Genomic DNA, 14,070 nt, shown 5'->3' on the forward strand with positions numbered 1-14,070 from the left:
GAGCGGAGGTAAACACAACCGCTCAGAGTTTCTCCCTAATTTTAATCTAGCGGATGCGGGGTTTAACAATGGGTTTAGGACCATCATTTCCGCGTGCTTCTCTGGTTTTTGGTGGTGGCGATCGCTCTTCTGTGTCTTCATCAAAAGACATGCCCTCCCGACCTGGAGTAGTACTGCCGTAGATATCCAGGTATACTGATTGCCCGGCTGCGGCTGCGGCTGCGGCAATTACTGTACGAATCGCCTGAATATTGCGTCCCCCTCGACCAAACACTTTCCCTTTATCTGTGCTTTCAAAGGCGATACGAATCCAAACCCGATTGAGGGTGTCAGAAATCTCACTATCGACGCTTAAAGTTTCTGGAGATTCTAAAAACGGTTGCACCAGAAATCTTACCAGCCCAATATAATTGGGACTAGCTTTTGGGGATTTTGTTCCTAAATTATGATGCGGCTGTGGCACTGACCTGTTCAAAAACATTGGCTTTTACTAAGATGCGACGTACCGTGTCAGTGGGTTGAGCGCCTTGTTGTAGTCGCTTGACGATGCTGGGAACGTCCAGTCGCACTTCATCGGTTCTGGGGTTGTAGAATCCCAACTCTTCTAAGGGACGACCATCGCGGCGAGCGAGGCTGTTAATGGCGACGATGCGGTAACTTGCTTCCCGCTTTTTACCGTATCGCTTCAAGCGCAGTTTGATCATGTTGAAGAATCATTCTCCTAAATTGGTAAGTATGCCGAAATGCTAATTTTAGCACTCGTCTAGCATTTGGTGCTATTAGTCATTTGTCATTAAGCAAATAATGCCCCATACCTAATTCCCAATGACTAAAGATTGCCAAATCCTTTTTTCTTTTTCTCTTTCTTTTTCTTTTTCGTGGCACTTGGGGCACCACTATTGTAACCTCGCCATCCGGGGGCAGGTGGACGATTGCCTCCACCTGCAAAGGCATTGTCCATGCCACCACCAAACATTCCCCCCATACCAGGGAAGCTACCTTGACCCATTTGCTGCATGAGCGATCGCATTTTTTGGAAATCACCCACCAGTTTAGTTACATCGGATTCTCTGTAGCCTGAGCCAGAGGCAATCCGTCGCCGCCGACTGGGAGAACTGGCTAATAAATCGGGGTCGTGGCGTTCTTGGCGAGTCATGGAGTTAATCATCGCTTCACAGCGCTTGAGTTGGGTTTCTCCCTGCTTGAGCTGATCGTCTGAAATCTTGTTCATCCCTGGAATCATCTTAATGAAGCCTCCCAGCGATCCCATATTCTTCAGCATTCGCAGCTGCTTGAGAAAGTCCGTAAAGTCAAACTTCGCCGACAGGATTTTCTCCTGCATTTTCTCAGCATCTGCTAGATCGAACTCTTCCTGAGCTTTTTCTACCAAGGTTAAGACATCACCCATTCCCAAAATCCGCGATGCCATACGATCGGGATAAAATGGTTGCAGTGCCTCGACTTTTTCACCAACGCCGACAAACTTAATCGGCGCTCCTGAAATCTGCCGCACTGATAGCGCCGCACCACCACGGCTATCACCATCCAGTTTGGTGAGAATTGCTCCAGTAATTCCGATCTGGTTATGGAAGGTGCGAGTGAGATTTGCTGCCTCTTGACCAGTCATGGCATCCACCACCAACAGAGTTTCGTGGGGTTGGACAGTTTCTTTGATGCGGGCTAATTCCGCCATCATCTCTTCGTCAATTTGCAGACGCCCAGCAGTATCAATAATTACTGTATTAACGCCTTCTGCTCTGCCGCGTTCTACACCTTGTCGGGCAATTTCTACTGGGTCTGCATCGCTTCCTAGTTCAAAAACTGGCACGTCAATTTGCTTACCCAACGTCAGCAGCTGATCGATCGCTGCTGGGCGATATACGTCTGTCGCCACTAACAAGCAACTACGGTCTAATTTCCTCAGATGTAAGGCTAACTTAGCGGTAGCTGTGGTTTTACCAGTACCTTGCAACCCAGCCATTAAGACAATAGTAGGCTGCTCCTGGGCTTCTGCGAGGGGAACATTCTCTTCTCCCATCACCTGCACCAGCTCATCATGAACAATTTTGATGAACTGTTGGTCAGGTCGCACGCCGGAGATTACCTCAGCTCCCTGTGCCTTGGCTTCAACTCCGCTAATAAAATCTTTGACTACCTGGAGATTGACATCTGCTTCCAACAAAGCGCGGCGTACTTCCCGCAGAGCATCTTGAATGTTGGATTGAGAAATTTTGTCTTGTCCTCGCAGTTTTTTCCAGGCGGCTTCTAAACGATCGGATAGAGCATCAAACATAATGTAATTACAGGTAGTTCGCCAACGAGGAAATCTCAATCGCCGATGAATGCGATTCAAAATTTCCGGTAAAGTTTAAACGTGCTATTTACCAGCTTAGTAGTTTTCACCCCGACTGTAGCAACCAGATACCTCCTTTTATTGGGCATGAGGTGTGAGAACTCTAATGCTGGAATACTTCCGACTGCTATCTATGGCCGCGATCGCTGATAAGTGATTTTTATGAAAGCTATCAGTATTATTTTGTCAAGCCTTATTGACAATTTGTAACAAACTTGTTAAATTTATTTACATAAGTTAATAAACAACCAGAAAAAAATTATGTACACAACTGTAAATGAAGACGGCATTCTCAATAACTACGCAGCTGAACCCAAAATGTACTACGCTGACTACCCAGCAATCTGGGAACAACGTAAATACGTTATCCAAGGTTTTTTTGCAACTTTAATCGTTACTACTTTAGTTTTGGTTGGTTTTGGCGTTAGCTAAGATTTTTTGACTTCCATATCGCTGTATCATCGTCGCCATTTGTACTTCTCCTTTTACCTCAGCTATTTGGCTGGGGTTTTTTGTGTTTTAGCCCTGTGCGATCGCTGATAAGTCAGCGTTATGGCTCGCATAAATCTTTTTTTGTCAAGTCAGATTGACAATTTGTAACAAACTTGTTAAAATTATTTACATAAGTTAATAAAAAACCAAGAGAAAAAATTATGTACACAACTGTAAATGAAGACGGCATTCTCAATAACTACGCAGCTGAACCCAAGATGTACTACGCTGACTACCCAGCAATCTGGGAACAACGTAAATATGTTATCCAAGGTGTTTTTGCTGCTTTAATGGTCACTACTTTAGTTTTGGTTAGTTTTAGCGTTAGCTAAGATTTTTCGATTTTCGTATCGCTGTATTTCATGGTCATTCATACTTCTCTCTCAAACCTCGGTTAGTTTCGCCGAGGTTTTTTGTGTTTTACCTGCAAGAGAGGAAAAAATAGTGTTTTTGATGAATCAAAAACTAGAATTATTCGTCACTTAAACTATCAATTCCCTACCTATTTTTACTGGAGGATGATTTATGTCATCACAACTGCTGAGATTTGTCTTTTTGAGTGGTCTTGGCTTATCTTTGTGTCTGGGAAATTCCGCAGCAATGGCGCAATACGATCCTTCTACAAACGATGGTGTGGTAGTACCAACAGTGCCATCAGGTGGAACATCAGGTGGAACATCAGCGCCAGTACCAATAGATACATCGACGGGTATACCATCTTCACCCTCAGGTGACACGACAACTCGCTTTAGCTGTCAGAATAACAATGGCCAGTACACAGTTATGTATCAGCCACAAAGTCAATCGGGACAATACTTTCCTTGGGCCGCGCCTGCGGCTTTGGGCGGTGGTTGGGATGCACAAAAGCGTTGTGTAGCAATTGCTAGCCGCTTGGAACAGTATCGCCCAGACGGTTTACAAGAACTCCAGACATCTGTACAAAATAACGAAAACATTGTCTGCGTCACAACTGAAGCTAACCCAACCTGTCGAATTGTTTTGACAGTACCACGAGGGAAAGATCCCTACGTTATCCGCAATAGTATTTTTCAAAACCTGACTACTGCTGACAGCGGACAACAAACTATAGCTGTTAACACTTATGGCGATCGCGGTATTGCAGGAAGTGACGTATACAACTTAGGCCGCACACTTCTGGGTCGTGGCAATAATCGCATTAGTTCATCTAGAAGTGGGATTGATTTGAAACCTTTCCTCGATCGCCAAGATGGTGGTACTGGAAGCAATTTGCGGAATGGAGTAGCAATTCGTCGTCAGTCTCAGCCTAGTGGTGTTCGTCTAAATCCTGGTAATTTCCGTTAAGCAATAGTGGTTTTTAATACAAAATGGCTTTCAAATAAAAATATCCAACTACTTATTGTGGAGCGGGCATCTTGTCCGCTTTTTTGTAGGGTGGTGCGTCGCAATGTTTCTTTACATCAATCGGATGCGATCGCGTGCAAACAACTTCCATCATCGTTGGAAGAAAATAACCTTTTTTATTTGAAACTCTTTTAGGACTTTCTTTTTCTCCGTGGAAGCTCTGAATCATCGATTGGTTAGCTTTTGTAGATGCACTGATATAGATGCCTGTAACTGATAATTTTCTCAGTAAATTCTCTAAAAATCTCTTCTGTAAATTTGACGAAATTATTAGGAAAAATCAGCTTTTTGTCGATATTTAGTTTCATAACTATTTTTAACTCAGTTTACGAATTGAACAATGATACTTGCGTAAGTTTCAGGTGACAGAACTTTTGCTTTAACTTCAGCCTCAGTAAATTCTTTTACAATTGCTTTCTAAAATTCATCAAATCTTCAGAAATAAAAACTTTGAGCAATGTCCTGAAAGAGCTAAAGTTTTGTTAAGATGCAAGAGCTAGCATTTTTTGAACGAAATTCACCCATCAAAGTGTGGAGAAATAAAAAGTACTAGCAGCACAAAATTCTCAAGGTGAAGCTATGACCACCTACATTTTTTTCGATGAAGCCCTACGAATGCTGACCAACGCTTTTTTGATATCAGCAGTACTGTTAATAGCAGCTTCTGGTATAGGTTTGGCAGTAATAGAAACAATAGAAAAGACAGGAGAACGCTAAGTTCGCGGATAGTAGTTTACTTATTGTCAAAAACCATTGAGTGTAAGTGTTCGCCATGAAGTAATCCTGGGAACACTAAACTATGAAAGTCTCACAGCGTTGCAGTATCACCTGAAAGTCTAGCAAATACACAGGTAACTGTATCGCTATTGAGACCTTAACTAAGGAGCTACTACAATGGGTCTATTCGACGCTGTATTGGTTACAGAAAGCCAAACCCAAACAGCACTCAATCCAACAGAAGCTTTTGCTGTTATAGTTTTGATGGCAACAGCGTCAGACGGTTACCTTTCTGTTGAAGAAATAGATTCTATCACTTTTGTGCTATCTCGGATAAAACTTTTTAAAAGTTATCCGCATGAGAGTATGAAGAGTCTATTTGAGAAGATTTTATCTATTCTCCAGGGGGATAATTTTAATACTTTATTTAATGCTGCAAAAGATTCTCTATCTCCAGACTTGCGCGAAGCAGCTTTTGCAGTAGCAACTGATTTAGTCTTAGCTGGAGGTATAGTCGGGGAAGAAGAAAAAAATTTTTTAAATGATTTATATCAAGCCTTAGGCATTTCTAGAGAGATAGCAATACAAATTATGCAAGTAATCTTGATTAAAAACCGGGGATAGGACATTAACAAGATATGCCTAATTAAACTATATAAATAGCTAATAAACAAAGAGTGCCAAAGAAGTTAAGCTTCTTTGGCACTCTTTTTTGGTGTTAAACCTGACATTGTGTCATAATTCGATTTTATAATTTTAAGTGAATTATTTATGCCTTGTTCTGCGACCTTAACTCAACTGATTGAAGTTCTTTTAGCTCATCCTGTAAATTTACGTGAAACTGCTCTCACACAAGTAAGTAGCGGTATACAAACAGATACTCGTATCATCAAGCCTGGTGAAGTGTTTGTAGCTTTACGAGGTGATAAATTTGATGGACATGAATTTGTGTCAACCGCGATCGCTAAAGGTGCGATCGCGGCGATTGTAGATTTTGAATACGAAAATCCTGTATTTCCGGTATTGCAGGTCAAAGATACCCTCAAGGCATATCAAAAAATTGGCCGATGGTGGCGCGATCGCTTTAATATTCCAGTAATTGGTGTTACCGGTTCCGTGGGTAAAACTACAACCAAAGAGTTAATTACGGCAGTTTTAGGCACAAAAGGGGCAGTTCACAAAACTTATGGAAATTTCAATAACGAAATCGGTGTCCCGAAAACTCTGCTAGAACTGGGTACAGAACATGACTACGCCGTGGTTGAAATGGCTATGCGGGGTAGGGGACAAATTGCCGAACTGACAGAAATAGCGCGTCCAACTATTGGAGTGATTACCAATGTGGGGACAGCGCATATTGAGTTACTGGGTTCCGAAGAAGCGATCGCCGAGGCAAAATGTGAATTATTAGCCGAAATGTCTGCTGATAGTGTGGCAATTCTGAATTACGATAATCCTCTATTAATGACTACAGCGGCGAAAGTTTGGCACGGAGAAGTTGTGAGTTATGGGTTTTCTGGTGGGGATATCCAAGGGGTGCTGATTGATAGCGAAACTGTAGAAGTAGCAGGAATCCAATTACCATTACCCTTACCCGGTCGTCATAATGCGAGTAATTTCTTAGCAGCTTTAGCGGTGGCAAAAGTCTTGGGAATTGATTGGGTAAGCTTGAAAGCAGGTGTAGCGGTGGATATGCCCACAGGGCGATCGCAACGGTTTAATTTGCCCAACGATGTAGTAATCTTAGATGAAACTTATAATGCTGCACCAGAAGCAATGTTAGCAGCATTGCAATTATTGGCAGACACACCCGGAAAGCGGAAAATTGCCGTGTTAGGTGCAATGAAAGAATTAGGAGAGCGATCGCAGCAGTTGCACCAGCGAGTGGGCGAAACAGTGCGAAAGTTGAATTTAGACGGCTTGTTGGTTTTGGTAGATGGAGAAGATGCCGAAGCCATCGGTACAAGTGCTGAGGGTATACCATCAGAGTACTTTGGAACTCATAGCGAATTGGTAGCGAGATTAAAGACATTTGTGCAACCAGGCGATCGTTTATTATTCAAAGCCGCCCATTCAGTGGGACTAGATCGGGTAGTCAATCAGTTACGTGCAGAAATTCCCAAATGAATTTACCGCTAGAAACCGAACGTCTCATACTGCGGGACTTTATAGAATCAGATTGGCCAGCGATTCATCAATACGCTGGCGATCGTGAAGTTGTGCGTTATTTGATTTTTGGTCCTAATAGCGAAGAAGATACGAGAAATTTTTTGCAAAGAGAGATTTCATTGCAAAAGGAAGAACCCCGTCAGCATTTTACCTTGGCGGTAATTTTAAAACCCCAAAACCAATTAATTGGTACCTGTCGAATTTCTACTTTAGATACTGTCAACAAAACTGGCTCTATTGGATACTGCTTCACTAAGCAATTTTGGGGGCAAGGATATGCAACTGAAGCTGTAAGAGCAATTATATCCTTTGGTTTTCATGAGTTAGGCTTACATCGCATATTTGCGACTTGTCACCCAGAAAACATTGCCTCAGCAAGAGTTATGCAAAAAATCGGAATGCAACAGGAAGGATATTTGCGAGAACACCATTGGATTAAGGGAGAATGGCGAGACTCATGGCTATATGCCATCCTTGAGCATGAATGGACATAGGTCAATTAGATAGAGATGATATCATGTCCGTTTGAATACTTATCACTAGGGTTAACGCGGGGACGCGAAGAGATTTTAATAACAAGTGATTACCCGGTTTTGATCTGAGATAACAGACATTTTGAATTTTGAATTTACGGCGGTACTAGTGTATGTCCGAGTGCAGCTGCATACCAAATATTTGTTGTTTTAACCTTTTGCTAGCGGTTTCTTAATGTGACTGAGATAGTTTAAGGTTGCTAAATACCGATTAATACTAGCAAAATATGTAACTTTTTTTACTAATAATTTACTTCTTGGGCGAAGTAAGTTTTTGCATACATTCTTTTGTGTTTGATTAAACAGCCACTGTGCTTGAACACAAATTTTTCACTAAATCGTACAAGGTAAAAATAAATGCCAGCAATTAATTTCACTGGGACTATTTACACGCAAGATTTTGACACCTTAGCGAATTCTGGAACATCTACAACTCTGCCAACTGGATGGGAGTTTTTGGAAACTGGAACGAATGCCAATACAACTTATACTGCTGGTACTGGAAGCTCTAATACAGGTGATACTTACAGCTTTGGGTCATCTGGTAGTACAGAGAGAGCATTGGGTGGATTGCAATCTGGTAGTTTAATACCCACCATCGGAGTAAGTTTTAGCAACAATACAGGCAGTACAATTACTTCATTAGCAGTTAGTTATCGTGGTGAAGAATGGCGTCTGGGTACAGCAAGTAGAACTGATAAGTTAGATTTTCAATACAGTTTAGATGCAACTTCTCTGGCAAATGGCACTTGGACAGATGTTGATTCCTTAGATTTTAGTTCACCCAATACATCTGGTTCAGTAGGTCTTCGTGATGGCAATGCTACTGGTAACTTTACTAATATTTCAACAACAATTTCTGGACTGAATATTGCCAATGGGGCAACATTTTATCTCCGCTGGCAAGATTTTAATGCTAGTGGTTCTGATGATGGTTTAGCGATCGATGATTTTTCTTTGTCAGTACCTGTTCCAACTTCAGCAGGTGTCACCATTACTCAATCAGGGGGTAGCACAGATGTAACTGAAGGTGGGGCTACAGATTCTTACACAGTGGTGTTGAATAGCCAGCCAACAGCGGATGTTACCATCAATATTATTAATAATGGTGACCCTCAAACAAAAACCACAACCGATGTTAGCAGCCTCACCTTCACTACTGCTAACTGGAACGTAGCCCAGACCGTAACTGTAACAGCTACAAATGATTCCTTGGTGGAAGGAAATCATATTAACACGATCGCTCATACAGCAACTAGTACAGACACTAACTACAACGGCATTACAATTCCCACCCTCGGAGTCAACATTACTGACAATGATTCGGCTTCCTCTACTATCCGAATTACCGAGTATATGTACAGTAGTGCTGCTACTGGCGAATTTGTCGAACTAACTAACGTTAGTAATACAGCCATAGATTTAACGGGATGGAGTTTTGACGACGACACTCGCACCCCCGGCTCATTTAACTTAAGTGGTTTCGGAACCGTTGCGTCTGGGGAGTCCGTAATTATCACAGAAGTCACTGCTGCGGCTTTCCGCACAGCTTGGAGTCTTCCTGCTTCTGTAAAAGTTCTCGGTGGTAACGCCAACAACCTCGGACGTGCTGACGAAATCAATATCTACAATGCTTCTAATACTCTCATCGATCGCCTCACCTATAACGATCAAACTATTGCAGGTAGTATTCGCACCCAAAATGTTAGCGGCTCCACTAGCAATGCAAACCTTGGCAGTAACGATATCACCAAATGGCAGCTTTCCGCGGTAGGTGATGCCAACAACTCTTATTCAGCTGCGGGGGACATTGGCAGCCCAGGCATTTACATCATTAATACTACAACTCCCACAGCGCCAACTATTCAACTGGACACAGCCAGCACCACAGACTTATTAGATGCTAATGGGGCTTTGTCTGCTACAGGAACGGGGGCAATTAGCGGTGTAATTGGCAACGCTAACGACCCGGCAAAGACACTGGGTGTAAACTTCACGATCGCTGATTCCGATACCCCTGTAGATAATTTGACTGTCACAGTCACCAGCAATAATGCCGCAGTGGTTCCTAACGGGAATTTAACCCTAACTGGGAGTGGAAACAGCCGCAATCTGAAAATTAATCCAGTAGGCGTTGGTACTGCCAACATTACAGTGAGTGTCAGTGATGGTAGTAGTACTGCTAATTATGCCATCGCCTACGCCGCATCGGCCAATGACGGGACTGCTACAACTCAATTTTTAACGGGTACAAGTGACGCTTCTACAGCTATTTCTGTAGGTGGGACATTTTTCTTAGAAGCCGATGACGAAAATCAACTCTTGCGCCTCTACGATTCCAGCAAATCGGGACTGCCGATAACTGGCTTTGACTTCACAAGTTCTCTGGGACTGACTGAAAATCGAGAAGTGGATTTGGAAGCTTCTACCAAAATAGGCGATCGCATTTTCTGGTTAGGTTCTCAAAGCAATAGCGATGATGGGAAATCTCGCCCTAACCGCGATCGCCTTTTTGCCACAGACATTAGCGGTACGGGAGCATCCAGCACACTCAGCTATGTTGGTCGTTACGACTTTTTAAAAGAAGATATCATCAACTGGGATGTCACCAACGCTCACGGCAAAGGAGCCAATTACTACGGCTTGGCTGCCAGCGCTGCAATTGGTGTCGGGTCAAAACAAGCAAACGGCTACAATATTGAAGGCTTGGAAATTGCCCCCGATAACACTACAGGTTATATCGCCTTCCGCGCCCCCCAAGTTCCCCCTTCTGAACGATCTAATGCACTTATCGTTCCGGTTACCAATTTTGCTAGTCTGATATCAGCTAGTAATGGTGGTACGCAAGGCTCAGCACAATTTGGCGCTCCCATCGAATTAGATTTAGGCGGTCGAGGTATTCGAGAAATTCGCAAGAATGCCAATAACCAGTACGTGATTATTGCTGGTCCAGCAGGAGACGCAGGAGTAGCACCTAATGATTTCCGTCTCTACACTTGGGATGGCAACCCTAACAGCGCTCCACAATTGCGGGCGGCAACATTCCTTCCTGGCTTCAACCCAGAAGGAATCATTACCATCCCTGACAACTTAACAGATACTTCTCAAATTCAATTCGTCAGCGATGATGGCAACAGCGTTCTTTATAACGACGGCACAGCAGCTAAAGATTTATCACAGAACAACTTCAAAAAGTTCCGTACCGATAGCATTACACTCGGCGCTGTAGTCCTAACTCCTCACATTCACGACATCCAAGGTGCATCTCACATCTCTCCATTAAATGGGCAAAAAGTCGCAGATGTCGCGGGAATTGTTACAGCCCTAAAATCTAATGGCTTCTATTTGCAAGACCCCAACCCAGATAACGACGATCGCACTTCAGAAGGGATTTTTGTCTTTACCTCAACAGCACCAACTGTCCAAGTCGGTGACTCAGTACTAGTCGGCGGTACAGTAACAGAGTTCCGTCCTGGTGGCGCTACTGGTACTAACAACCTAACAACCACAGAAATTACTAGCCCGACAATTACCAAACTCTCCAGTGGCAATGCTTTACCAACTGCCACGATTCTAGGTAATGGCGGCAGAACCATTCCCACCTCAGTAATCGATAACGATACTACTGGTAATATCGAAACTGGAACCACCACCTTTGACCCTGCCCAAGATGGCATTGATTTCTACGAAAGTTTAGAAGGAATGCGAGTACAGGTAAATAATCCTGTGGCAGTTAGCCCCACTAATTCTTTTGGGGAGATTTGGGTACTGGCAGACAATGGCGCTAATGCCACCGGACGCACAGCCCGCGGTGGTGTGGTGATTAGTCCTAATGATTTTAATCCAGAGCGTATCCAAATTGATGACGCCCTGTTTACTTCTGGTAACTCACCCCAAGTTAACGTCGGTGCTACTTTAGACACGATTACAGGTGTGGTTGATTATAGTTTCAGCAATTACGAAGTTCTGCCAACTTCGGTGACTGTAACTTCCAACACACTAACTAAGGAAGTTACTAATTTAACTCCCACCACCGACCAACTTACAGTTGCTACCTTCAATGTCGAAAACCTGGATACAAGTGATGGTGCAGCCAAGTTTAATAACCTTGCCACCCGCATTGTTAATAACCTGAAATCGCCAGATATCATTGCTCTCGAAGAAATTCAAGATAATAACGGGGCGACGAATAACGGTGTGGTTGATGCTAGCATCACCTTCGAAACATTAATTCAGGCGATCGCTGCTGCTGATGGTCCCACATATGAATATCGGGAAATTGACCCAGTAAACAACCAAGACGGGGGAGAACCTGGTGGTAATATTCGCCAAGGTTTCTTATTCAATCCTAACCGAGTTCAGTTTGTAGACATTGCCGGTGGCGGTTCCCTAACTAACACCACAGTCAGCGATGTCAATGGTGTACCCACACTTTCTGCTAGCCCTGGGCGGATTGACCCCACAAACTCGGCCTTTACTAGCAGTCGTAAGCCGTTAGTTGGTCAGTTTACTTTCAATGGTAAAACTGTTTATATAATTGGCAATCACTTTAATTCTAAGGGCGGCGACCAACCGCTATTCGGGGTAAACCAACCGCCAACCCTCAGCAGCGAAGTGCAACGTCGGCAACAAGCTACGCTGGTGAAAAACTTTGTTGATAGTATTTTAGCGATCGACCCCAATGCCAATGTAGCAGTAGTGGGCGACTTGAATGATTTTGAGTTTTCCAACCCCGTCAGCATTTTAGAAAGCGCTGGGTTGACTTCTTTAATTGAAACCCTACCTGCAAATGAGCGTTACACCTACGACTTTGAAGGCAACGCCCAGACACTTGACCATGTTTTAGTAAGTAATGGTTTGCTCAACAAGCTAGATGGATATGATGTAGTTCACATCAACTCAGAGTTTGCCGACCAGGATAGCGACCATGACCCCAGCCTAGCGCGGTTTAATCTACCTGCAAACAATGCTCCCACAGACTTATCACTAAATAGTACCACTGTCAACGAAAATGTTCCAGCCAACACAGTGGTAGGTACATTTAGTACTACTGACCCTGACACAGGCAACACTTTCACTTACAGCTTAGTTGCTGGGACTGGTGATGCAGATAATGCTGCCTTCGCGATCGCCAACAACACCTTGCAAATAAATGCTTCCCCGAACTTTGAAACCAAATCTGCTTACAGCATTCGGGTACGTAGCACCGATAATGGTGGACTTTCTCTAGACAAGGTGTTGACGATCCAAGTTAATAATCTAAATGAAGCACCCACAGCCGTAGTTGATACAGTCAGCATTGCCGAAGACGCAACTACATCTAATCTCTATGCAACCTTGCTGAGTAACGATACTGACCCCGACAGTGGAGACACTAAAAATATCATTGCGGTTAACACTATAGGTACAAAAGGCACAGTCACTTTTGACCAAAACACGCAAAACTTGACTTATAGTGCCTCCAGCTTTAACTCTCTATCCCAAGGACAAACTGCAACTGATAGTTTTAGTTATGCAATCGCCGATAGTCAAGGTTTACAATCTACAGCGATCGTTAACCTCACCATCACTGGTGTCAATGATGCTCCCACGGTGCAACCGCTTGACGACCAAATCATCTCTACCAATAAACCCTTCTCTTTCAACGTCAGTAACAAGTTTGCTGACCCAGATCGAGCTGACACCCTGAGCTACAGCGCTACGGATTTACCCACTGGCTCTAGTATTGTTGCTAACACAGGTGTAGTCTCTGGTACTATCTCACAAGCCGGGATTTTTGCAGTCACAGTCACCGCTGCTGATGGTAAAGGTGGCAATGTTAGCGATACTTTTGACCTGACTGTTGCTAACAACAAGGCAACATCTGGCAACGACATCATCTTTGTCAGCGAACTTACTGGACTCAATCAATACATAGTCAATGCCTTGGCTGGGAGCGATCGCGTCATCGGCACTAATACCAGTGAGTTAATTGACGGTGGATCGGGCAATGATTACGTTGATGGCAAGGGAGGCATAGATCTACTCCTTGGCGGCGATGGCGATGACACAATCTTAGGTGGACTTGGCAGTGACGCACTTTTTGGAGGCAATGGCAATGACCGCCTCATTGGTTGGGGAGGTGATACAAACGAAATTGACCTCCTCAGCGGCGATCAGGGCGCGGATACTTATGTCTTGGGTGATGCCAGTTCAGTTTTCTATACCAGTTCTGGTAACAGTGACTACGCCGATATTCTCAATTTCCAAACAAGCGATAAGATTCAACTCAAGGGAGTTGCTAATAATTACTCGTTGGGGTTAGTTAGATTATCGGATGTAGGCATTTTTACCAACAATGGAACGGAATTGATTGCTGTTGTAGAAAACGGGTTAAACCGGAATACCAATTTGGCAACAGATACTCGGTTCGTTTTTGTTTAA

11 protein-coding genes are annotated in these 14,070 nt (G+C 43.6%); 8 read left to right on the plus strand and 3 right to left on the minus strand.

Annotated features, from left to right (window positions below):
- Positions 1-46: 46 nt before the first annotated feature.
- The 3 genes from ACFG4S_RS22825 to ffh all read right to left on the minus strand — a co-directional run bounded on the left by ACFG4S_RS22825 (position 47) and on the right by ffh (position 2,293).
- Positions 47-481: a KH domain-containing protein gene (locus ACFG4S_RS22825; protein WP_392531273.1), complete on the minus strand. Its 435-nt coding sequence runs from the start codon at positions 479-481 to the stop codon at positions 47-49.
- A complete protein-coding gene (rpsP, locus tag ACFG4S_RS22830) occupies positions 444-704 on the minus strand; it encodes a 30S ribosomal protein S16 (RefSeq protein WP_392531274.1) in 261 nt (86 codons plus the stop codon). The genes ACFG4S_RS22825 and rpsP overlap by 38 nt, the downstream gene beginning before the upstream one ends.
- A 125-nt stretch (positions 705-829) precedes the next feature.
- Positions 830-2,293: a signal recognition particle protein gene (gene ffh, locus ACFG4S_RS22835; protein ID WP_392531275.1), complete on the minus strand. Its 1,464-nt coding sequence runs from the start codon at positions 2,291-2,293 to the stop codon at positions 830-832.
- A gap of 321 nt (positions 2,294-2,614) precedes the next feature.
- Here ffh and psb34 (ACFG4S_RS22840) point away from each other — a divergent pair, with 321 nt between their 5' ends.
- From psb34 (ACFG4S_RS22840) to ACFG4S_RS22875, 8 genes are all read left to right on the plus strand, one after another.
- On the plus strand, positions 2,615-2,785 hold the full coding sequence (gene psb34, locus ACFG4S_RS22840) for a photosystem II assembly protein Psb34 (RefSeq protein WP_392531276.1): 171 nt from the start codon (positions 2,615-2,617) through the stop codon (positions 2,783-2,785).
- Positions 2,786-3,006: 221 nt separating this feature from the next.
- Entirely contained in the window at positions 3,007-3,177 is a 171-nt protein-coding gene (psb34, locus tag ACFG4S_RS22845) for a photosystem II assembly protein Psb34 (RefSeq protein ID WP_392531277.1), read from the plus strand.
- A 193-nt stretch (positions 3,178-3,370) separates the two neighbouring features.
- Positions 3,371-4,168 carry a COP23 domain-containing protein gene (locus tag ACFG4S_RS22850; RefSeq protein WP_392531278.1) on the plus strand — a complete coding sequence of 266 codons (798 nt, stop codon included), beginning with the start codon at positions 3,371-3,373 and terminating at the stop codon, positions 4,166-4,168.
- 639 nt (positions 4,169-4,807) lie between these two features.
- Positions 4,808-4,945, plus strand: coding sequence for a hypothetical protein (locus ACFG4S_RS22855; RefSeq protein WP_392531279.1), 138 nt, complete (start codon positions 4,808-4,810; stop codon positions 4,943-4,945).
- A gap of 177 nt (positions 4,946-5,122) precedes the next feature.
- A complete protein-coding gene (locus ACFG4S_RS22860) occupies positions 5,123-5,569 on the plus strand; it encodes a tellurite resistance TerB family protein (protein WP_392531280.1) in 447 nt (148 codons plus the stop codon).
- A gap of 147 nt (positions 5,570-5,716) precedes the next feature.
- Positions 5,717-7,072 (plus strand): UDP-N-acetylmuramoyl-tripeptide--D-alanyl-D-alanine ligase, encoded by a 1,356-nt coding sequence (murF, locus tag ACFG4S_RS22865; protein WP_392531281.1) that lies wholly within the window; start codon positions 5,717-5,719, stop codon positions 7,070-7,072.
- A complete protein-coding gene (locus ACFG4S_RS22870; RefSeq protein WP_392531282.1) occupies positions 7,069-7,608 on the plus strand; it encodes a GNAT family N-acetyltransferase in 540 nt (179 codons plus the stop codon). The genes murF and ACFG4S_RS22870 overlap by 4 nt, the downstream gene beginning before the upstream one ends.
- 396 nt (positions 7,609-8,004) lie before the next feature.
- Positions 8,005-14,070, plus strand: coding sequence for a lamin tail domain-containing protein (locus ACFG4S_RS22875; RefSeq protein WP_392531283.1), 6,066 nt, complete (start codon positions 8,005-8,007; stop codon positions 14,068-14,070).

The organism is Nostoc sp. C117, assembly GCF_043099735.1.
Taxonomy (GTDB): domain Bacteria; phylum Cyanobacteriota; class Cyanobacteriia; order Cyanobacteriales; family Nostocaceae; genus Nostoc.